This window comes from Streptomyces sp. NBC_01439 (assembly GCF_036227605.1).
Lineage (GTDB): Bacteria > Actinomycetota > Actinomycetes > Streptomycetales > Streptomycetaceae > Streptomyces.
On the sequence record NZ_CP109487.1, the window covers coordinates 6,856,281 to 6,876,834 of the forward strand.

Here is a 20,554-nt window from a genome sequence, read left to right on the forward strand (position 1 = left end):
GGTTTGGCTTCGGGTGGGGCGGTGCCCCTCCGGGGGCTCTCCTCGGCTCGCGCCAGGCGGCCGTGGTCCTGCCGTTCGGCCTGGGTTGCGCGCTCGTCCTGCGGGGAGCCCCCGGAGTGTCCCCGCCCCCGCGGCCCGGTGTGAGGCGGCCCGGGGTGGGGGTGTGGGGACGGTGGGGGGTGTCCCCGCAGGACGAGCGCGCAACCGCCGGGTACGGCCGAGATGGCCCGTCAGGCGCGAGCCGAGGAGACACCCCCCGGCGGCCCCGCACCCCCGCCCCCCGGTCCCACCCCGACCAGGGGGCCAAACCCAGCCCCGCCGGCGCTTGAGGCGCGGGGGCTCGGGGGCGGAGCCCCCGCAGCGGCGCCGCACCCGGCATGGGATCCGCACCCGGCCGGCCAGGCTAGAGGCCCAGGGACGCCACCGTGAGCTTGGCCACGGCCTCCTTCTCGCCTTCCAGCGTCACCGACGCAGAGGCCTGACGGCCGAAGCAGAACAGCGTCAGCTCCCCCGGCTCGCCGGTCACCGTCACCACCGGCGCACCCTTATGCGCCACCACCGTCCGCCCGTCCGGGCGCCTCAGGACCAGGCCCACCGGCGAACGGCGGCCCGTCAGGCGTGCCAGTTTCTCCAGCCGGGACCACAGCGCGTCCGAGAAGACCCGGTCCAGTTCCCGCGGGGACCAGTCCGGCTGCGCCCGGCGGACGTCCTCCGCGTGGACGTAGAACTCGACCGCGTTCGCCGCCTCGTCGATCTGCTTCAGCGCGTACACCGACATCCTCGGCGGGCCGGTCCTGATCAGTTGGATCAGTTCCTCGTACGGCTTGGCCGCGTACTCCTCCATCGCCTTGTCCAGGCGGGCCTTCAGCACGTTCAGCAGCAGGCCGCCCGCCGCGTCGGGCCGCCGTTCGCGGACCACCACGTGCGCGGCCAGGTCCCGACAGGTCCAGCCGGCGCACAGCGTGGGGGCCTCCGGACCGGCCGCCTCCAACAGGTCCGCCAGGAGCAGGCGTTCACGCTTCGCATGGGTAGACATGCGGGCCAGCCTACGGCGGGAACCCGCCGAACACCCGCTCATCAGGCGGACGCGGATCATCACCCCCGCCCCGGCCCGGCACAATGTCCACATGAGTACGTCCCCCCGCCCCGGCAACCTCGACCCCGCCATCGCCGCACGCCTCAAGCGTTCCGCGGACGGGCTGGTCCCGGCCATCGCCCAGCAGTACGACACCGGTGAGGTGCTCATGCTCGGCTGGATGGACGACGAGGCCCTGCACCGCACCCTGACCACCGGACGCTGCACCTACTGGTCCCGCAGCCGCCAGGAGTACTGGGTGAAGGGGGACACTTCCGGCCACTTCCAGCACGTGAAATCCGTCGCGCTCGACTGCGACGCCGACACCGTGCTCGTCCGGGTCGACCAGGTCGGAGCGGCCTGCCACACCGGGGCGCGCACCTGTTTCGACGAAGATGTCCTCCTCCGCGCAGCCGACTAGGTAGGGTCCCCGAAATGGATCTTGAGACGTTCCGCAAGCTCGCGGCCGACCGCCGCGTCATCCCCGTGAGCCGCAAGCTGCTGGCCGACGGGGACACCCCCGTCGGGCTCTACCGCAAGCTGGCAGCCGAACGCCCCGGCACCTTCCTCCTGGAGTCCGCCGAGAACGGCCGCTCCTGGTCCCGGTACTCCTTCATCGGGGTCCGCAGCGACGCCACCCTGACCGCCCGGGACGGCCGGGCGCACTGGATCGGCACCCCGCCCGTCGGCGTACCCACCGACGGCGACCCCCTCGACGCCCTGCGCGCCACCGTCGAGGCCCTGCACACCCCCCGCGACCTCGCGGGCGCCATGCCCCCCTTCACCGGCGGCATGGTCGGCTACCTCGGCTACGACATCGTGCGCCGCCTGGAGCGCATCGGCGAGCACACCGCCGACGACCTGGAGCTGCCCGAGCTGACCATGCTGCTCACCTCCGACCTGGCGGTCCTGGATCACTGGGACGGCACCGTCCAGCTCATCGCCAACGCCATCAACCACAACGACCTCGACTCCGGGGTCGACGAGGCGTACGCGGACGCCGTGGCCCGCCTCGACGCGATGGAGGCCGACCTCGCGCGGCCCGCCCCCTACGTGCCGGCCGCGCTGCCCGCCTCCGAGCTGCCCGAGTTCTCCGCCCTGTGGGGCGGCGAGAAGTACCAGGCGGCCGTCGAGGACATCAAGGAACGCATCCGGGCCGGCGAAGCCTTCCAGGTGGTGCCCTCGCAGCGGTTCGAGACCGAGTGCCGGGCCTCCGCCCTGGACGTCTACCGCGTGCTGCGGGCCACCAACCCGTCCCCGTACATGTACCTCTTCCGCTTCGAGAACGGCTTCGACGTGGTCGGCTCCAGTCCCGAGGCGCTGGTCAAGGTCGAGGACGGGCGGGCCATGGTCCACCCCATCGCCGGCACCCGCCACCGGGGTGCGACCCCGCAGGAGGACAACGACCTCGCCGACGAGCTGATGGCCGATCCGAAGGAGCGGGCCGAGCACCTGATGCTCGTCGACCTGGGCCGCAACGACCTCGGCCGGGTCTGCGAGCCGGGATCGGTGGAGGTCGTCGACTTCATGTCGATCGAGCGCTACTCCCACGTCATGCACATCGTCTCCACCGTGACGGGGCGCGTGGCCGAGGGGAAGACCGCCTTCGACGTGCTCACCGCCTGCTTCCCGGCCGGCACCCTCTCCGGCGCCCCCAAGCCGCGCGCCATGCAGATCATCGAGGAGCTGGAGCCCTCCCGCCGCGGCCTCTACGGCGGCTGCGTGGGCTACCTGGACTTCGCCGGGGACTCCGACACGGCCATCGCCATCCGCACCGCGCTGCTGCGCGACGGCACGGCGTACGTGCAGGCTGGAGCCGGTGTCGTCGCGGACTCGGTGCCCGAGCTGGAGGACAACGAGTGCCGCAACAAGGCGGCCGCCGTGCTGCGCGCGGTGGGAGCGGCGAACCGCCTGACCGGCTCCTGAGGGCGTAGGGGATAGTGGGGTACGTGAGTGCCGTACCCCCGCCCCGAAACGACGCCGACACACCGTCCGAGCCCGAGGCCCCCGACAGCCGAGGCGGCCGCCGCAGCGTGGCCGTCGCCCTGCTGCTCGGCGCCCTCGGCGCCACTGTCGTCCTGCTCGCCTCCGGCCGGACCTGGGCCCGGGGCACCGCCGCCATCGGCAGCGACTCGCTCCAGCTGGCCGCCGACGGGCGGGCCGTCACCGGCCTGCCCGCGGCGCTGGCCATCGTGGGCCTCGCCGCACTGGTCGCCGTCTTCGCCGTGCGCGGCCGGAGCCGGCTGCTGGTGTCGGGGCTGCTCGCGCTCAGCGGCCTGGGCGCGGCGCTGTCGGCCGCGTTCGGCGCCGACGGCCGCAGCGCCCTGGACGCGCAGGCCGCCCGTACGACCGCCGACAGCGCCGCGCACGTGGCCGGGCTGACCCAGACGACCTGGCCCTACGTGACGGCCGCCGGCGCGGTCCTGATCCTGGCGGCCGGCCTGCTGGCGCTGCGCTTCGGCCGTAGCTGGCCCTCCATGGGAGGCCGCTACGAGCGTGACGGCAGCCCGCGCGCCCGGACTGTCGCGGCGGTTGATCCGGACCGGCCGGAGGATCTGTGGAAGGCTCTGGACCGCGGCGAGGACCCGACCACCGACCCGGGCGCCGGCCGCGGCCACTGACCGGGCCGACCGACCGGGCCCGCTGACCCGACCCCCCTGGACGGCGAAGCCGTCCGGTGCGGGACAATGGTCGCCGAGCGTTCGACACAGCAGCGCGACAGAGCAACGAGGAGCAACTCATGGCGGGCACTAGCCACGGACACACCCCGGCCGCCTGGACCGGTGTCATCATCGCCTTCATCGGTTTCTGCATCTCCGGCGCCTTCATGGTGCTCGCGAACCCGCTCGGCTTCTGGGCCGGTCTCGTCGTCGTCGCGCTCGGCGGTGTCGTCGGCCTGGGGATGCGGGCCGCGGGCATGGGCATGCCGAAGCCCGCGCACAAGGACCTCGCCGAGGTCATCGCCGCTTCCAAGGTTCCCGCCAAGGTCTGAGCGCGCGAGCAGCGCGGTCCGTAGCGACGCAGCCGAAAGGCGCGGCCCCGCCGGGCTGCGCCTTTTGTCATGAGCGGAGAGAATCAGCAGGTGGACGCCTCTCGTACGCCCGATGCCCCGCCGTCACCGGCACCCGTGCCCGCGGAGCCGGGGCAGCCCGCCGGTCGGCCGTCCCCGTCCCGCGTCCGGCGGCTCGCCGTCCCGGTGTCCTACCTGGCCGGGGTCACCGCGGCGTTCGCCTACGTGGGCGCCGTGGACCCCAACGAGCCCGGCCACTACCCGGTGTGCCCGCTGTTCCGGCTGACGGGCGCCCTGTGTCCGGGCTGCGGCGGCCTGCGCAGCGCCCACGCCTTCGCGAACGGCGATCTGGTCACCGCGCTCGGGGCGAACGCGCTCGCGGTCGCGGGCTATTTCGTCTTCGCCGCCTTCATGGCCCTGTGGCTGGTCCGCGCGTTCCGCGGCGGGCCGACCCCGAGGATCGTGCTGCGTCCGAGGTACTGGTGGGCGCTCGGTGCGCTGGCGTTGGTTTTCGCCCTCGTTCGAAATTTCCCCTTCGGCTCCGCACTGGCGCCCTGAGCCCCCTGGGCAGGCCCGATGAAGCACGGATTCCGAATGTCCAGTTACTGGGACGACGTCAACCGGGTGCGGAGGGCAACGCCTCCTACGGATACCATTTGAATGCCGACCTTGCTTTTCTACTCGTCTGCAAGGCGGCCGACCGTCATCGACCCGGAAGGGGGCCGCTCGCGTGAGTGTGCTCGACGAGATCATCGAAGGGGTCCGCGAAGACCTTGCCGAACGGCAGGCCCGCGTGAGCCTCGACGAGCTCAAGGAGCGTGCCGCCAAGGCGCCCCAGGCCAAGGACGGCGTCGCTGCCCTGCGCGGCGACAGCGTCAAGGTGATCTGCGAGGTCAAGCGCTCCAGCCCCTCCAAGGGCGCGCTGGCCGCCATCGCCGATCCGGCCGGGCTCGCCGCTGACTACGAGGCTGGCGGTGCGGCGGTCATCTCCGTCCTCACCGAGCAGCGCCGGTTCGGCGGCTCGCTGGCCGACCTGGAGGCCGTCCGCGCCCGCGTGGACATCCCGATCCTGCGCAAGGACTTCATCGTCACGGCGTACCAGCTCTGGGAGGCCCGCGCCTACGGCGCCGACCTCGCCCTGCTGATCGTCGCGGCCCTGGAACAGGAGGCCCTCGTCTCCCTCATCGAGCGGGCCGAGTCCATCGGCCTCACCCCGCTCGTCGAGGTCCACGACGAGGAGGAAGTGGAGCGCGCGGTCGCCGCCGGTGCCAAGATCATCGGCGTCAACGCCCGCAACCTCAAGGACCTCAAGGTCGACCGCTCCACCTTCGAGCGCGTCGTCGGCGAGATCCCGGACCACATCGTCAAGATCGCCGAGTCCGGCATCCGTGGCCCGCACGACCTGATCGCCTACGCCAACGAGGGCGCCGACGCCGTCCTCGTCGGGGAGTCCCTGGTGACCGGCCGCGACCCGAAGGCGGCCGTGGCCGACCTCGTCGCCGCCGGCGCACACCCCGCCCTGCGCCACGGGCGGAGCTGACCCGCACCCATGACCCATGACCGCTCCTACGTCCGCACCCGGCCGGGCTCCCGCCCGGTCGGCGTGCCGACGGCGCACGCGCCCCTGGCGCGCGGCTGCCGCCCCCGCGGCTGCCGCGCCCCGGCCCGGCGCGTTCACGGGCGGCGGGTCCGGTACGTGATCGGCTCCGAGCCCGGCCAGGTCAACGGCATGCGATGGCGCCGCGGAGGCGCGCTGTAACGAGGGCCGCCGCGGCCCGGTACGCGAGACGTACCGCGCCGCGCGCAGCTTCCGTACGGCCTGCAGTCCCCGGCCGCCGGCTCGGGGCGCGGGCCGCCCGGCACCGTACGCACGACATCCCCCAGCGGGGTGTCCGCTGCACGGGCGGGCGGCGCAATACGGTGAATCCACCCCGCCGCATCTCGCACCCGTAGGAGCACTGGACATGTCCAGCGAGTTCTTCATTCCGGACCCGGAGGGTCACGTTCCCAACGCCGAGGGCTACTTCGGCGACTTCGGCGGCAAGTTCATCCCGGAGGCGCTCGTCGCCGCCGTGGACGAGGTCGCCGTCGAGTACGAGAAGGCCAAGGGCGACCCGTCCTTCACGGCCGAGCTCAATGACCTCATGGTCAACTACACCGGCCGCCCGAGCGCCCTCACCGAGGTGCCCCGCTTCGCCGAGCACGCCGGCGGCGCCCGGATCTTCCTCAAACGCGAGGACCTCAACCACACCGGCTCGCACAAGATCAACAACGTGCTGGGTCAGGCGCTCCTCACCAAGCGCATGGGCAAGACCCGCGTCATCGCCGAGACCGGGGCCGGGCAGCACGGCGTGGCCACCGCCACCGCCTGCGCGCTCTTCGGCCTCGACTGCACCATCTACATGGGCGAGATCGACACCCAGCGCCAGGCCCTCAACGTGGCCCGCATGCGCATGCTGGGCGCCGAGGTCATCGCCGTGAAGTCCGGCTCCCGGACGCTCAAGGACGCGATCAACGAGGCGTTCCGCGACTGGGTCGCCAACGTGGACCGGACCCACTACCTCTTCGGCACGGTCGCCGGCCCCCACCCCTTCCCGGCCATGGTCCGCGACTTCCACCGGGTCATCGGCGTCGAGGCCCGCCGCCAGATCCTGGAGCGCGCCGGCCGGCTGCCGGACGCCGTCGCGGCCTGCGTCGGCGGCGGCTCCAACGCCATCGGTCTCTTCCACGCCTTCATCCCGGACACCGGCGTCCGCCTCGTCGGCTTCGAGCCCGCCGGACACGGCGTCGAGACCGGCGAGCACGCGGCCACGCTGACCGCCGGCGAGCCCGGGATCCTGCATGGCTCCCGCTCCTACGTCCTCCAGGACGAGGAGGGCCAGATCACCGAGCCGTACTCCATCTCGGCCGGCCTGGACTACCCGGGCATCGGCCCGGAGCACTCCTACCTCAAGGACTCCGGCCGCGGCGAGTACCGCGCGGTCACCGACGACGCGGCGATGCAGGCCCTGCGCCTCCTCTCGCGCACCGAGGGGATCATCCCGGCGATCGAGTCGGCGCACGCCCTCGCGGGCGCCCTCGACCTGGGCAAGGAGCTGGGCAAGGACGGCCTGCTGGTCGTCAACCTGTCCGGTCGCGGCGACAAGGACATGGACACGGCGGCCCGCTACTTCGGGCTGTACGACGGCGAGGGGGAGAACAAGTGAGCACCGGAAACCTCCAGTTGCTGAGCGACACCCTCGCCAAGGCGAAGTCCGAGGACCGCGCGGCCCTCGTCGCCTACCTGCCGGCGGGCTTCCCGACCGTCGACGGCGCCATCGAGGCGGTCAAGGCCGTCATCGAGGGCGGCGCGGACGTGGTCGAGATCGGCCTCCCGCACAGCGACCCGGTGCTGGACGGCGCGATCATCCAGACCGCCGACGACATCGCCCTGCGCGGCGGCGTCAAGATCGCCGACGTGATCCGCACGGTCCGCGAGGCCCACGAGGCGACCGGGGCCCCGGTCCTGGTGATGACCTACTGGAACCCCATCGACCGCTACGGCGTCGAGCGGTTCACGGCCGAGCTGGCAGCGGCCGGCGGCGCCGGCTGCATCCTGCCCGACCTGCCGGTGCAGGAGTCCGCGCTGTGGCGCGAGCACGCGGAGAAGCACGGTCTGGCGACCGTCTTCGTCGTGGCTCCCAGCAGCAAGGACGCGCGCCTGGCCACCATCACGGCGGCCGGCTCCGGCTTCGTCTACGCCGCCTCCCTCATGGGGGTCACCGGCACCCGCGAGTCCGTCGGCAACCAGGCCCAGGACCTGGTCCGACGCACCCGCGCCACCACCGAGCTCCCGGTCTGCGTCGGCCTCGGCGTCTCCAACGCCGCACAGGCCGAGGAGGTCGCGGGCTTCGCCGACGGCGTCATCGTCGGCTCGGCCTTCGTGAAGCTGCTCCTGGACGCACCGGACCTGCCGGCCGGACTGGACGCCGTACGGGCACTCGCCGGCGAGCTCGCGCAAGGCGTGCGCCGGAGCTGACGCGCGTTCGACGAGAGCCACGGATGTCTGATCGGGTCCCATAGCCCGATCGGGTGGAAGTGCGGGCGGGGAGGCACGCGAGTGCCTCCCCGCTTCGTTTGGCGGAACGTGAGCGAGAAGAACGACGGTGCGAACCGCGATGCGACGAAACGATCGGCCCGGGAACGACTCCTCGTGGAGCGCGAGCGGCAGAGGACCCGGGACAAGCGCCGGCGGACCCTCGTCGTGGCGGCGGCGGTGGTCGGCGTCCTCGGCCTGGCGACCGTCGTCGGCGTGATCGCCGCCAACACCGGCAAGGAAGGCTCCGGCAAGGCGGGCCCGGTGGTCGCCCCGTCCGGCGCCACCGGGAAGGACGCCCTCGCCATCCAGGCGGGCAAGCCCGAGGCGAAGTCCTCCCTCACCGTGTGGGAGGACTTCCGCTGCCCCTCCTGCAAGTTCTTCGAGGACAACTACCGCGACGTCATCCACGACCTGGAGGCCAAGGGGCTGCTCAAGGTCGACTACCACCTGGTCACGCTCATCGACCGGAGGATGGGCGGCAGCGGCTCGCTGAAGGCGGCCAACGCGGCCGCCTGCGCGCAGGACGCCGGCAAGTTCACCGAGTACCACGACCTCCTGTTCCAGAACCAGCCGCAGGAAATCGACGACGCCTTCGGCAAGAACGCCAAGCTGCTGGAACTGGCCGGCAAGGTCGACGGGCTGGACACCCCCGAGTTCCGCGCGTGCGTCGAGGACGGCACGCACAACAGCTGGGTGGCCAAGTCGGACGCAGCCTTCACCGCCGGACAGTTCCGCGGCACCCCGACCGTGCTGCTCAACGGCAAGGACATCCTGTCCGACCAGGCCAACCAGGTGACCCCGCAGAAGCTGAAGGAACAGGTGGAAGCCGCCGCCAAGGGCTCGGGGGGCGCGGCCACCGGGGCCGGGGCCGGGGCGGGGGCCGGGAAGGCCTCACCGTCGAGCAGCGCGACCCCCGGATCCGGCGCGAAGGCCGGGGCGAAGGCATCGCCGTCGGCCTCGCGCACGGGATCGGGCGGGTCGTCCGACGGATCCTCGACCCGGTCCACCGGCGGGACCTCCAGCGGGTCCTCCAACGGCTCATCCAGCGGGTCCGCCCAGGACTGAAAGCGGCCCGTTCCAGGTCTGGATTTGGTTTCGTCTTGCCGGGCGGGTTGCGGTGCGCACCGCCCGGCAAGGTAGCGTCATGTCTGCCATGGACCTTGCTTACATCCCCAGTCCGTCGACCGGCGTGATCCATCTCGGACCGATCCCGCTCCGCGGCTACGCGTTCTGCATCATCATCGGCGTCTTCGTCGCCGTCTGGCTCGGCAACAAGCGATGGATCGCGCGCGGCGGAAAGCCGGGCACGGTCGCGGACATCGCCGTGTGGGCCGTGCCCTTCGGCCTGGTCGGTGGGCGCCTCTACCACGTGATCACCGACTACCAGCTCTACTTCGGCGCGGGCCGCAACTGGGTCGACGCCTTCAAGATCTGGGAGGGCGGACTCGGCATCTGGGGCGCCATCGCGCTCGGCGCGGTGGGTGCTTGGATCGGCTGTCGGCTGCGCGGGATCCCGCTGCCGGCCTGGGCGGACGCCCTGGCCCCCGGTATCGCGCTGGCCCAGGCCTGCGGACGCTGGGGCAACTGGTTCAACCAGGAGCTGTACGGCCGGGCCACTGACCTGCCGTGGGCGGTCGAGATCAGCGCGGGCCCGAACCGGGACGCCGGGACCTACCACCCGACCTTCCTGTACGAGTCGCTGTGGTGCGTCGGCGTCGCGTTCCTCGTGATCTGGGCCGACCGCCGCTTCAAGCTCGGCCACGGACGGGCCTTCGCCCTGTACGTCGCCGCGTACTGCGTCGGCCGCGGCTGGATCGAGTACATGCGCGTCGACGAGGCGCACCACATCCTGGGCGTCCGGCTGAACGTCTGGACCTCGATCGTCGTCTTCGTCCTGGCGGTCGTCTACCTGGTGCTGTCGGCGAAGCTGCGGCCGGGCCGCGAGTCGGTCGTCGAGCCGGACACCTCCGGCGGCGAGGACGGCGGCAAGGACGGCGACGACGCGGCTCCGGAGCCGGGGCCGAGTCCTCGGACGCCGCGTCGCCCGCGCACTGCCAAGGCCGCTGGACCCGTCCTGACGAAGGACGCCCCCGCCGGGGCCGAGACCCCGGAGGCGGGCAAGCGCTGACCTCAACGCTCCACGAAGGGGGTGCCGCGTACGACGCGGCACCCCCTTCGCGTTGCCCGCCGTTGGTTCCGGCCCGCCGGCGTTTGAGACGGGGGTCGGGAGCGGAGCCCCGGGACACGGTGCCGCGCACGGTATCGGCGGGTGCCCCGCGGAGCCCGCGCGGCCGGAGCCCCCCGGGCGGGGTCAGTGGACCGCAGTGCGCGCGGCGAGCGCAAGGGTGCGGTGCGCCGCCGCCACGACCGCCGGGTCCACGAACCGGCCGTCCGGCAGGGCCAGCGCCCCCGGGGTGGCGCGGGCCGCGCTCAGCACCTCCACGGCGGCGCTGACCTCCTCGGGCGCCGGGAGGTAGGCCCGCTCGATCACCGGGAGCTGGCGCGGATGGATCGCCGCCCGACCGAGGAAGCCCAGGGAGCGGCCGCGGGCGCACGAGACCGCCAGCGACTCCAGGTCCCGGATGTCGGGGAACACCGACTGCGCCGGGGGCGCGAGCCCCGCGGCCCGGGCCGCGACCACCACCCGGGAGCGGCACCAGTCCAGGCCCGTCTCCGCGCTGACGGCCAGGTCGGCCCGCAGGTCCGCCTCGCCGAGGGAGAGCCCGCGCAGGGCGGGGTGCGCGCGGGCGATCTCGTACGCGCGCTCCACCCCCACGGCCGATTCGAGCAGGGCGTACAGGCTCACCCCGCCGGTGCGGTCGGCGACGGCCGCGATCTGCCCGGGGGCGCTGATCTTGGGCAGCCGCAGCCCCGCGAGGCCGTGCAGCCCGCCCAGCGCATTCAGGTCGGCGCCGCCCCAGGGGGAGTCCAGTGCGTTGACGCGGACGTGGACGGGGAGCGGGGGCCGCTCGGCGAGCAGATCGGCGGTTGCGGCGCGGGCGTACTCCTTGCGCGAGGCCGGTACCGCGTCCTCCAGGTCGACGATGACGGCGTCCGCCCCGCAGCCGAGGGCCTTGGCGACCACCTCCGGGCGGTCGCCGGGCGCGTACAGCCAGGTCAGGATCACAGGGCCCCCTCGGTCCGCAGTGCGGTGATCTCGGCCCCGGTCAGCCCGAGCTCGGTCAGGACCTCGTCGGTGTCCGCGCCGTGCGGGCGGCCCGCCCAGCGGATCCCGCCGGGGGTCTCGGAGAGCCGGAAGAGGATGTTCTGCATGCGGAGCGGGCCCAACTCCGGGTCCTCGACCTCGGTGACCGAGTCGAGGGCCGCGAACTGCGGGTCGGCCAGCACGTCCCGGACGTCGTAGACCTGGGCGACGGCCGCCTCGGCGTCCTCGAACGCGGCGACCACTTCCTCCGCCTTGTGCCGGGCGATCCAGCCGCCGACGGCGTCGTCCAGGACGTCCGCGTGCCGGGCCCGCCCGGCGCTGCTCGCGAACCAGGGCTCGGCGATCAGCTCGGGCCGGCCGACCAGCCGCACGACCCGCTCGGCGATGGACTGCGCCGAAGCGGAGACCGCCAGCCAGCGCCCGTCGGCGCTGCGGTAGGTGTTGCGGGGGGCGTTGTTCGCGGAGCGGTTGCCGGTGCGCGGCTGGACGTAGCCGAGCTGGTCGTACCAGAGCGGGTGCGGGCCGAGCACGGTGAGGATCGGCTCGACGATCGCGAGGTCCACGACCTGACCGTGCCCGGTGCGGTCCCGCCCGGCGAGGGCGGTCATCACGGCGTACGCGCAGGTCAGCGCTGCGATCGAGTCAGCGAGTCCGAAGGGCGGCAGGGTCGGCGGCCCGTCCGGCTCCCCGGTGATCGCGGCGAATCCGCTCATCGCCTCGGCGAGCGTGCCGAAGCCCGGGCGGTGGGAGTACGGGCCGTGCTGGCCGAAGGCCGTGACGCGCGCCAGGACCAGGCGCGGATTGACGGCGGACAGCTCGGGCCAGCCCAGACCCCACTTCTCCAGGGTGCCGGGGCGGAAGTTCTCGACGACCACGTCGGCGGTGGCGGCGAGGCGCAGCAGGGTGTCCCGGCCGCCCGGGGTGGACAGGTCGAGGGTCATCGTCCGCTTGTTCCGGCCGAGGAGCTTCCACCACAGGCCGATCCCGTTCTTGGCGGGGCCGTGGCCGCGGGAGGGGTCGGGGCGGTCGGGGTGCTCGACCTTGACGACCTCGGCGCCGAAGTCGCCGAGCAGGGTGGCGGTCAGCGGACCCGCGAAGAGGGTGGCCAGGTCGATCACGCGGAGCCCCGTCAGAGGTCCCTGACCTGGCCGGGCGTCGGCGGGTGGGGGCTCGGCCACGGGGCGGGGGGTCGGGGCGACGGCTCGATGCGGGCCTGCGTTCTGCCGCCCCGCGTTCTGCCGCCCCGCGTTCTGCCACCCTGCGTTCTGCCGCCCTGCGGCTTCGCCGGGGGCGGCGGCTTCGGTGGGGCCGGGCGCGCGCCGGGGCGTCTCCTCGGGTGCCGAACGGTGCCCGGGGCCGGACGGTGCGGCGGCGGTGCGGTCGGCACCCTGCGGGGATCGCCCCGACACGCTCTCGTCCCCTGGGGTCACGAGGCGGCTCCGGTCACGGACTCGCCGGCGGCGGGACGGCGGTCGTCGGCGCGGCCCACCTGACCGTGCTCCGGCTCCCGCCTGGCCAGGGCGAAGGCGTCGGTTTCGGTGCGGGTCGGCATCGAGTCCTGGGCTCCCGGGCGCTGGACGGAGAGCGCGGCCGCCGCCGAGGCCCAGCGCAGGGCCTCGGGCATCGGCCGGCGCTCGCCCAGGGCCACGGCGAGGGCGCCGACGAAGGTGTCCCCGGCGGCGGTCGTGTCCATGGCCCGCACCCGGGGCGCGGGCACCGTCAGCGGCTCCATGCCGCGGGCGGCGTACAGCGCCCCGGCCGCTCCGAGGGTGATCACCACCTCGGGTACCTCGGCCAGCAGGGCTTCGGCTGCCCGGAGCGGGTCGGTGAGTCCGGTGAGGGCGGCCGCCTCGTGTTCGTTCGGGACGAGGAGGTCGGTGGCGGCGAGCAGATCGGCGGGCAGCGGCTGCGCCGGGGCCGGGGTGAGCACCGTACGGACGCCGTGCGCGCGGGCGGCGCGGGCCCCGGCGAGGACGGCGGAGAGGGGCAGTTCGAGTTGGAGGAGCAGGGATCCGGCGGCGGCGATCCGGGCCTCGTCCCCCGGCTCGAGGCCGGTGACCGCGGCGTTCGCGCCGGCGATGACGATGATGCTGTTGCCGCCCTCGTCGTCCACCGTGATGTGGGCGGTGCCGCTGGCGCCCTCGACGGTGCGCAGGCCCGCGGTGTCGACCCGGGCCGCGGTGAGCGCGGAGCGCAGCCGTACGCCGAACTCGTCGGCCCCGACCGCGCCGATCATCACCACCTCCCCGCCGGAGCGGGCGGCGGCGACGGCCTGGTTGGCGCCCTTGCCGCCGGGGACCGTGCGGAAGGCCCGGCCGGTGACGGTCTCCCCGAGGCGGGGAGCCTTGGGGACGTAGGCGACGAGGTCCATGTTCGTACTGCCGAGCACGGCAATGGCCGTCATGAGCGTGCTGCCTCCTGTGCGGTGAGGTGGGCGAGGGTGTCGAAGCCGATGCCGTCGAAGCCGGGGACGGTGGTGGCGAGGCGGTTCTTCAAGGGTGCGGTCCAGCGGTGCGGGAGCGCGTCCGGGGAGCCGGCGAGCAGCCCGGCGAGGGCGCCGGCGGTGGCTCCGTTGGAGTCGGTGTCCCAGCCGCCGGACACGGCGCGGCAGACGGAGCGGGAGAAGTCCCCGTCGGCGTGGGTGAGGGCGGCGGCGATCAGTGCGGTGTTGGGGACGGCGTGGACCCAGTGGTAGTGCCCGTAGTGGGCGTGCAGTCGGTCGACGACGAGGTCGAAGTCCGCCTCCTGCCCGGCGGCCCGGATTCCGAAGCGGACGGCCTCGGCGAGGCGCGAACGGGGCGGTACGAAGGCCAGCCCGGTCCGCAGCGCGGTGTGCACGTCCGACCGGCCGGTGGCGGCGGTGGCGGTGGCGGCCGCGACGAAGAGGGCGGCGTAGACGCCGTTGCCGGTGTGGGTCAGGGTGGCGTCCCGGTAGGCCTGGGCCGCGGCGGCGGCCGGATCGCCCGGATTGGTCCAGCCGTGGACGTCGGCGCGGATGAGGGCGCCGATCCACTCGCGGAAGGGGTTGTGGTGGGTGGCGGTGACGGGCGGCTCCAGGCCGAGAAGGAGATTGCGGTAGGCGATGCGCTCGGCGGTGAAGGTCCGCCCGGCCGGCAGCTCGTCGAGCCACAGGCGGGCCACGTCGGCGGTGGTGAAGCCCTTGCCGTGGCGCTGGAGCAGGAGCAGCCCGAGGAGGGGGTAGTTGAGGTCGTCGTCCTCGGGCATGCCGTCGATGTTCTCGGCGAGGGAGGTGGGGGCGGAGCGGCGGTTCCAGGGGTAGGCGGCCAGGACCTCCGGCAGGACGCCGCGTTCGCTGAACCAGTCGTCCAGCGGCCAGTTGCCGGCGGCGCGGGCGAGCGCCCGGATCCCCTCCAGGGGCAGCTTCTCGACGGGCTTCCCGAGCAGGCACCCGACGGCCCGCCCGAGCCAGGCGGCTTCCAGCCGGGCCCGCAGGGTGGCCTCCGGCCCGGTCTGCGGGGTGGCCTCCGGCCCGGTCTGCGGCACGGCTCCGGGCCCCGCGCCCGGCTGCCCCGCCGCGCGGGGCGGGGCAGCCCCGAGCGCGGAGGGCCGCACGTGTTCCCGCCCTGCGGGCGGTGTCCCTGCTGCGCGGTGCGGGACGCGGCCGGGGACCGGCCCCGTGCTCGTGGGCGCCTGCTCCGGGTGGGAGCGGACGTGGCCGTAGTCGCGGCCCGCGGGCCACGGCCGCTCCGCCGCGGGGGACGGTGCCGGGGCGGGCCCCGCGGGAGGCGGTCCGGGGTCCGGGGCGGTGCCCCGGACCCCGCCGCCTGCGGCCGGGCCTGCGGGCGGAGCCGCCTTCCTGCTGCCCGGATGCGGCTCGCGGGTTCGGCCGTCGGGGCGGGCGGGTGGCCGTGCCGCCGGGTGTTCGGGATCCCGATCGGGCCGAGTGCCCGCTGTGCCGTTCGGGGCAGCTCCCGGGATGGTGGGCCGCACGTGTTCCTGCCCTACCGGCGGCGCCCCTGCTGCGCCGGGCCGAGCCGTGACGTCGGGGTCGGGCCGTGGAGCCGGGGTCGGGAGTTCGACGGGTGGCTGGGAGGCTTTCGCGGCCGGGGGCCAGGTGGCCCGGATGTCGGGCCAGGATCCGGGCTCGTCGGGTGCGGAACGGGCCGGGAGCTGCGCCAGGTCGTCGAGGAGGCGGGAGGCCAGGGCGCGCAGCTCCGGCGGGACCGGGGTGGGGGAGGCGCCGGCGCGGTCGGGGGCGGGGTGGCCGCCCGCCGCGAGCCAGGCGCGGAGGGCGGCGGCCGGGTTCCGGCCGTCCTCCGCGGCCTGGCGCAGCTCGTGCCCGACGAGGTCCTCGGGCTGGGCCCAGGTCAGCCGGAGGGCTTCGCCCACCGGGTCCGGCGCGTACGTAGGTGCGGCCGGGGCGGGCCCGGTGGCGTCCGTCACCGGTCCGCCGCGATCGCGGTGAAGGCCGCCTCGTGGGAGCGGCGGCGGGAGCGGTCGAGCGCGAAGATCTCCCGGGCCACCGCGGCCAGCGCCTCGGCCGGGGCGTGCAGGTCGAGGCGGCTGGCCTCGGCGACCTGCTTGGCCCAGGCGGCCGGGACCGCGGCCTCGCCGCCCAGGGCTCCGGCGATCGCCCCCGCCATGGTGGCGATGGAGTCGCAGTCCCGGCCGTAGTTGACCGCGCCGAGCACCGCGGTCTCGTACCGTCCGTCCGCGACGAGCAGCATCCCGAGCGCGACCGGGAGTTCCTCGATGGCATGGAGGCGGGAGGGACGGCGGGCGTCGAGCGACGGGCTTCGGTAGTCCGGCCCGACCGAGTCGTACGGGGTCACCGCCGCCCGCAGCGGGGCCAGCGCCGACTCGAAGTCCCGGTGGCCGGCGGCCACTTCGCGGACGGCCGCGATCGCGTTGCGCGTGCCGTCCTTGGCCAGGGACAGGGCGGTGTCGACCACCGAGGCGGCCGTCGCCCCGGGCACGCACGCGGCCGCCACCGCCGCCGCGAACACGCCCGCAGCCTCCCGCCCGTACGAGGACTGGTGCGCACCGGCGACGTCCAGCGCCTCCGCGTACGCGCCCGCCGGATTGCCCGCGTTGGCGATCCCCACCGGGGCCATGTACATCGCCGCACCGCAGTTGACGATGTTGCCGCTGCCGGCCTCGCGGGGGTCGGCGTGCGCGTAGTGCAGCCGGGTCACGATCCACTTCTCGGCGAGGAAGATCCGCTGCAACGGCAGGGCCTCTGCCTCCAGTTCCGGGATCCAGCGGGGCGTGGACATCAGGTCGGGGACCAGGTGCTCGGCGATCGCGTAGGCGTCGAGGTGGTCCCGTACGGCCTCGTAGACCCGTACCAGCGCGTGCGTCATCAGGGTGTCGTCCGTGACGTGCCCGTCGCCCTTGTGGTACGGGGCGATGGGGCGGGCCGTGCGCCAGTCCTTGTACCAGGGGCCGACGATGCCGTGCACGCGACCGCCGTGCCGTTCCACGATCTGGTCCGGGGTCCAGCCCTCCACCGGGCCGCCGAGCGCATCGCCGACGGCGGCTCCGACGAGGGCGCCGCGGGCCCGGTCCTCCAACGTGAGCGTCATGTCCGAATCATCCCTTGGGTGAGGTGAGTTCCGTGGCCGCGAGGAGCGCGGCGAGTTCCACGAGGTCGGTGCCGGCGAGGCGGGGGAGGGCGCAGCCGGAGAGGGTGCGGCAGGCTTCGCGCCAGGCGGCGGGGATCGAGTCGCCGCCGCCGAGGACGCCGGTCAGCGCGCCGGCCAGGGCGGGGGCGGAGTCCGCGACGCGGGACAGGCAGGCGGCGGCCGGGACGGCCTCGGTCATCCTGCCGCGGGCGGCCGTGGCGAGGGCGAGGGCCACGGGGACGGTCTCGGCGGCGGCGATCCCGTAGCTGTAGACGTGGTCGACGATCTCGTGTTCGAGGGTGGGGACGATGCCGAAGGCGCCGCCGTCCTTGTGGGTACGGGCGAGGCGGACGGCGTGCCGGGCGTTGCGGCCGATCTCGGTGGCCGCGGGGAGCTGGGCGAGGGCGGCGTCCACGGCGGCGTCCACGGCGTCGGCGGCGTCGGCGGCGTCGGCGGCGGAGGGGGTGGTGAGGGCGGTGGCGATGGCGGCGGCCATGGCGCGGGCGCCGTGCACCCCGTCGCCGTCCTGGGTGTAGCGGGCGTCGAACTCGGCGAGGTCGGCGGCGGCGCGGGCGTCGCCGGGATGCACGACGGCGAGGACGCAGGCGCGGACGCAGGCGGCGTCGTCGAAGTAGTGCGGGTTGTCGTGGCCGGTGGCGGGCGGGCGCAGGCCGGTGGCGAGGTTGCCGAGGCCGGCGCGGACGGAGATCCGGGCGCGGAGGGGGAGGACGGCGGACTCGACCTCGGGCGCGCGTTCCGCTGCCGCGGCGACTTCGGAGGCCAGGGCGTTCCACGCGAGGTCGATGGCGGCGCGCATGCGACGGGACCGGGAGAGGTCACTGAGGAGGACGCCGGCGGCGGTGAGCACGGACTCGGCGACGAACGCAGCCCATTCGGCGTCGTCGGAGGGCCCGAGGCGAAGGGGTTCGGGGGGCTGGTTGAGGGCGATGGGGACGGGGAGGGTGGTGGTGGCGTTCTGCTCGGCGAAGGTGTCGAGTTCGCGGGTCAGGCGGCGGGTCCACTCGGGCATCCGGCTGGCGCGGTGGCGGGCGGCGGGCCACCCGGCCGCGTCGCCGGCGGCGAGCCCGAGGAGGAGCCCCTCGATCGGCCGCACCCCTGCCGGTTCCCCTGCGGGGGGCTCGGCGGGTCGTTCCGGGGTCCGGACCCCGGTCCCGGCCGGGGCCCTCTGCCCGGCCCGGACCACGATCCGGGACCCCGTCCCGGGGTGGGGTGCGAGGACGCTCCCCACCCCGCCGCCCTCCGCACCCGGGGGCAGCACCCCGGGCCGCTGCTCGGCCGGAGCCGGCCCGGCCCCCGTGACCAGCCGCATCGCGGGCAGCACCCGAGCCGACGCTCCGACCGGGGCCCGATCGTTCGGGGGCCGGCCTACCGGCTCGGCCGGGGCCGGGGCCGTACCCGGGGCCGGGCAGCCGGGCTCCGGCGCGCGTGGGGCCGCACCCGGGGGCGGGCTCTCGGGGCCCCGGTCCGCCGGGGGTGGCGCCAGCGTTTGGTCGTCCGGCGAGGGGGTCATCGGACGGCCTCGCATTCCGGGGTGAGGAGGTCCGCGATGTCCAGGACGTGGTAGCCCCGCATCGAGGGGAGGCAGCTGCCGCGTACCGGGCCGATGGCCGAGGACCAGGCGGCGGGGATCGCACCGGCGCCCGACAGCGCGCCGGCCAGGGCGCCCGCCACCGCCGCGGTGGTGTCGGCGTCGCGGCCCATGTTCACGGCGGTGAGGACGGAGGACGGGAAGTCGCCCCGGCAGGCGGCGAAGGCCCCGAAGGCCAGGCCCACCGCCTCCGGGGCCAGGTCGGTCCACGGGTAGCCGCCGATGACCACCGCCGAGCGCACCGCCCGTTCGCCGCGCGGGGCGGCGGTGACCGCCCGGCGCAGGGAGCGGGCCGTCCAGGAGTCGGACGGGATGACGGACAGGGCCGCGGAGATCGCCGAGGCGGGGGAGCCGCCGGCCATGGCGGCGGCCACGCCCGCCGCGACCGCCTGGCCGCCGTAGATGCCCTCCCCGTCGTGGCTGACCGAGCCGTCGACGGCGACGAGCCGGGCCGCTTCCGCGGGCCGGCCCGCGGCGAAGACGCCGAACGGCGCGGCCCGCATGGCCAGGCCGTCCGACCACGCGTGCCGGTGTTGGGCGGAGATGGGTGCGGCCAGGCCCCGCCGGAGGTTCTCCAAGGTGCCGCGCTCGGAGAACCCGGCGCCCCGGAAGGGGCCTTCGTCGAGGTCGGCGATCCAGTGGTGCCAGGCCCGCTCCACGTGGGAGACGGTGAGCGCCGAGCCGTGCCGGGCCAGCAACAGCCCCGAGAAGATCGCGTACTCGGTGTCGTCCGTGCCCGCCGGGTCCTCCGACACGAAACCTTCGATGCGGCCCCATTTCGCCCGGATCTGCGAAGGCTTCATGTTCTCCGCGGGGGCGCCCAGCGCGTCACCCACGGCGAGTCCGAGAAGAGCGCCCCTGGCCCGTTCGAGGAGGACCTGCGGATTGCATGCAATCAGCTTCATCGGCTCCATGGCGCGCCTCTCCCACATCGGATGGGGCTCATCATGAGCCCTTGGGGGATTTGTGCCATGGCATGTGGTTTGTCGCCCACCGCGAAACACCCCGCGAACACCCCCGTCACCCGGTCGCCGACCCGCAAAAGCCCAGGTAAGTACGGCCTTCCTTGCTGGCGGGCGGCAGAAATCGTGCGTAGTTTCGAGGTGTTCAGGGGGAGCGGGGCGCGTTGTGGCGTCCGTTCGCAGATTTGGGGAGATTCCACGCATGTCCATCATCGACATCGAAGCACCGCTGCACACCGCGCACCGCGACAACCACACCCACCGCGACGTCAACGGTGGATGGCTGAGGCCGGCCGTCTTCGGCGCCATGGACGGACTCGTCTCGAACCTCGCCCTGATGACCGGTGTGGCCGGCGGCGCCGTCGCCCCGCAGACCGTCGTCATCACCGGGCTGGCGGGTCTCGCGGCCGGCGCCTTCTCGATGGCGGCCGGCGAATACACCTCCGTCGCCTCGCAGCGCGAACTGGTCCTCGCCGAACTGGACGTGGAGCGCCAGCAGTTGCGCAGGCACCCGGTCGACGAGATGGAGGAGCTCGCCGAGCTCTACGTCTCCCGCGGCGTCGAGCCGCCGCTCGCCCGCGAGGTCGCCATGCAGCTGTCGCGCGATCCCGAGCAGGCGCTGGAGATCCACGCCCGCGAGGAGCTCGGGATCGACCCCGACGACCTGCCCTCGCCGCTGGTCGCGGCGGTCTCGTCGTTCGGTTCCTTCGCGCTGGGCGCGCTGCTCCCCGTCCTGCCGTACCTGCTCGGCGCCACGACCCTGTGGCCCGCGGTGCTGCTCGCGCTGGTCGGTCTCTTCGCCTGCGGCGCGGTCGTCTCCCGGGTCACCGCCCGGTCCTGGTGGTACAGCGGCGTCCGTCAGCTGGCCCTGGGTGGCGCGGCCGCGGGTGTGACGTACATCCTGGGAACCTGGATCGGTGGAGCCGTAGGCTGACCGCGGCTGGAGTGAGACACTATGCAGTACCCAACATAAGTAGTTCATTACCCGGCGGTTTCAATTCCGTGTCCGCCGGGAATCAGACCAGGACTCCGGGCAACGATGCCCGTCCTGCATCCGGACCTCCGCCCC

At 74.4% G+C, this 20,554-nt stretch carries 18 protein-coding genes and 2 pseudogenes; 12 read left to right on the forward strand and 8 right to left on the reverse strand.

The genetic code is table 11. The features are described 5' to 3' along the window. Positions 1–403 precede the first annotated feature (403 nt). Positions 404–1,036, reverse strand: a complete 633-nt coding sequence (locus OG207_RS31090; protein WP_329102963.1) for a TIGR03085 family metal-binding protein — start codon at positions 1,034–1,036, stop codon at positions 404–406. 91 nt (positions 1,037–1,127) lie between these two features. Here OG207_RS31090 and hisI point away from each other — a divergent pair, with 91 nt between their 5' ends. The 11 genes and pseudogenes from hisI (at position 1,128) to lgt (ending at position 10,291) form a co-directional block, all read left to right on the forward strand. Next, positions 1,128–1,496 (forward strand): phosphoribosyl-AMP cyclohydrolase, encoded by a 369-nt coding sequence (gene hisI / locus OG207_RS31095; protein ID WP_150257040.1) that lies wholly within the window; start codon positions 1,128–1,130, stop codon positions 1,494–1,496. A 14-nt stretch (positions 1,497–1,510) separates the two neighbouring features. Further along, a complete protein-coding gene (locus tag OG207_RS31100; RefSeq protein ID WP_329102967.1) occupies positions 1,511–3,001 on the forward strand; it encodes an anthranilate synthase component I in 1,491 nt (496 codons plus the stop codon). A 14-nt stretch (positions 3,002–3,015) separates the two neighbouring features. Then, positions 3,016–3,696: a TIGR02234 family membrane protein gene (locus OG207_RS31105; RefSeq protein WP_329102968.1), complete on the forward strand. Its 681-nt coding sequence runs from the start codon at positions 3,016–3,018 to the stop codon at positions 3,694–3,696. 119 nt (positions 3,697–3,815) lie between these two features. Beyond that, the gene (locus tag OG207_RS31110) at positions 3,816–4,067 is read left to right on the forward strand and encodes an HGxxPAAW family protein (RefSeq protein ID WP_329102970.1); all 252 of its coding nucleotides are present in this window, start codon (positions 3,816–3,818) and stop codon (positions 4,065–4,067) included. 69 nt (positions 4,068–4,136) lie between these two features. Further along, positions 4,137–4,643 (forward strand): DUF2752 domain-containing protein, encoded by a 507-nt coding sequence (locus OG207_RS31115; RefSeq protein WP_329102973.1) that lies wholly within the window; start codon positions 4,137–4,139, stop codon positions 4,641–4,643. A gap of 172 nt (positions 4,644–4,815) precedes the next feature. Continuing rightward, positions 4,816–5,625, forward strand: a complete 810-nt coding sequence (gene trpC, locus OG207_RS31120; RefSeq protein ID WP_109782100.1) for an indole-3-glycerol phosphate synthase TrpC — start codon at positions 4,816–4,818, stop codon at positions 5,623–5,625. A gap of 9 nt (positions 5,626–5,634) precedes the next feature. Further along, positions 5,635–5,844 carry a tryptophan biosynthesis modulator TrpM gene (trpM, locus tag OG207_RS31125; protein ID WP_329102975.1) on the forward strand — a complete coding sequence of 70 codons (210 nt, stop codon included), beginning with the start codon at positions 5,635–5,637 and terminating at the stop codon, positions 5,842–5,844. 205 nt (positions 5,845–6,049) lie between these two features. Then, entirely contained in the window at positions 6,050–7,291 is a 1,242-nt protein-coding gene (trpB, locus tag OG207_RS31130; RefSeq protein ID WP_329102977.1) for a tryptophan synthase subunit beta, read from the forward strand. Beyond that, positions 7,288–8,103 (forward strand): tryptophan synthase subunit alpha, encoded by an 816-nt coding sequence (gene trpA, locus OG207_RS31135; protein WP_329102979.1) that lies wholly within the window; start codon positions 7,288–7,290, stop codon positions 8,101–8,103. Before trpB ends, trpA begins: the two co-directional genes overlap by 4 nt. A gap of 108 nt (positions 8,104–8,211) precedes the next feature. Then, positions 8,212–9,003 (forward strand): annotated as a pseudogene (locus tag OG207_RS31140) (DsbA family protein); the annotation flags it as partial. 313 nt (positions 9,004–9,316) lie between these two features. Next, on the forward strand, positions 9,317–10,291 hold the full coding sequence (lgt, locus tag OG207_RS31145) for a prolipoprotein diacylglyceryl transferase (RefSeq protein WP_329108026.1): 975 nt from the start codon (positions 9,317–9,319) through the stop codon (positions 10,289–10,291). A gap of 183 nt (positions 10,292–10,474) precedes the next feature. Here lgt and OG207_RS31150 read toward each other — a convergent pair whose 3' ends face one another. The 7 genes and pseudogenes from OG207_RS31150 to OG207_RS31180 all read right to left on the reverse strand — a co-directional run bounded on the left by OG207_RS31150 (position 10,475) and on the right by OG207_RS31180 (position 19,428). Beyond that, positions 10,475–11,290, reverse strand: coding sequence for an HpcH/HpaI aldolase/citrate lyase family protein (locus OG207_RS31150; protein WP_329102982.1), 816 nt, complete (start codon positions 11,288–11,290; stop codon positions 10,475–10,477). Next, positions 11,287–12,507 (reverse strand): CaiB/BaiF CoA transferase family protein, encoded by a 1,221-nt coding sequence (locus OG207_RS31155; RefSeq protein ID WP_329108028.1) that lies wholly within the window; start codon positions 12,505–12,507, stop codon positions 11,287–11,289. The genes OG207_RS31150 and OG207_RS31155 overlap by 4 nt, the downstream gene beginning before the upstream one ends. Positions 12,508–12,755: 248 nt before the next feature. After that, positions 12,756–13,733 carry a ribokinase gene (gene rbsK, locus OG207_RS31160; RefSeq protein WP_329102984.1) on the reverse strand — a complete coding sequence of 326 codons (978 nt, stop codon included), beginning with the start codon at positions 13,731–13,733 and terminating at the stop codon, positions 12,756–12,758. Then, a pseudogene (locus OG207_RS44130) lies at positions 13,730–14,782 on the reverse strand (ADP-ribosylglycohydrolase family protein); the annotation flags it as partial. The gene rbsK and the pseudogene OG207_RS44130, both read right to left, overlap by 4 nt. A gap of 947 nt (positions 14,783–15,729) precedes the next feature. Beyond that, positions 15,730–16,875 carry an ADP-ribosylglycohydrolase family protein gene (locus tag OG207_RS31170; RefSeq protein WP_329102988.1) on the reverse strand — a complete coding sequence of 382 codons (1,146 nt, stop codon included), beginning with the start codon at positions 16,873–16,875 and terminating at the stop codon, positions 15,730–15,732. A gap of 7 nt (positions 16,876–16,882) precedes the next feature. Next, the gene (locus tag OG207_RS31175) at positions 16,883–18,445 is read right to left on the reverse strand and encodes an ADP-ribosylglycohydrolase family protein (protein WP_443072766.1); all 1,563 of its coding nucleotides are present in this window, start codon (positions 18,443–18,445) and stop codon (positions 16,883–16,885) included. Next, positions 18,442–19,428 carry an ADP-ribosylglycohydrolase family protein gene (locus OG207_RS31180; protein ID WP_329102990.1) on the reverse strand — a complete coding sequence of 329 codons (987 nt, stop codon included), beginning with the start codon at positions 19,426–19,428 and terminating at the stop codon, positions 18,442–18,444. Before OG207_RS31180 ends, OG207_RS31175 begins: the two co-directional genes overlap by 4 nt. Before the next feature lie 259 nt (positions 19,429–19,687). Between OG207_RS31180 and OG207_RS31185 the strand changes: the two genes are divergently transcribed. Next, complete coding sequence (locus tag OG207_RS31185) at positions 19,688–20,419, forward strand: VIT1/CCC1 transporter family protein (protein WP_329102992.1); 732 nt, start codon at positions 19,688–19,690, stop codon at positions 20,417–20,419. Positions 20,420–20,554: the final 135 nt, after the last annotated feature.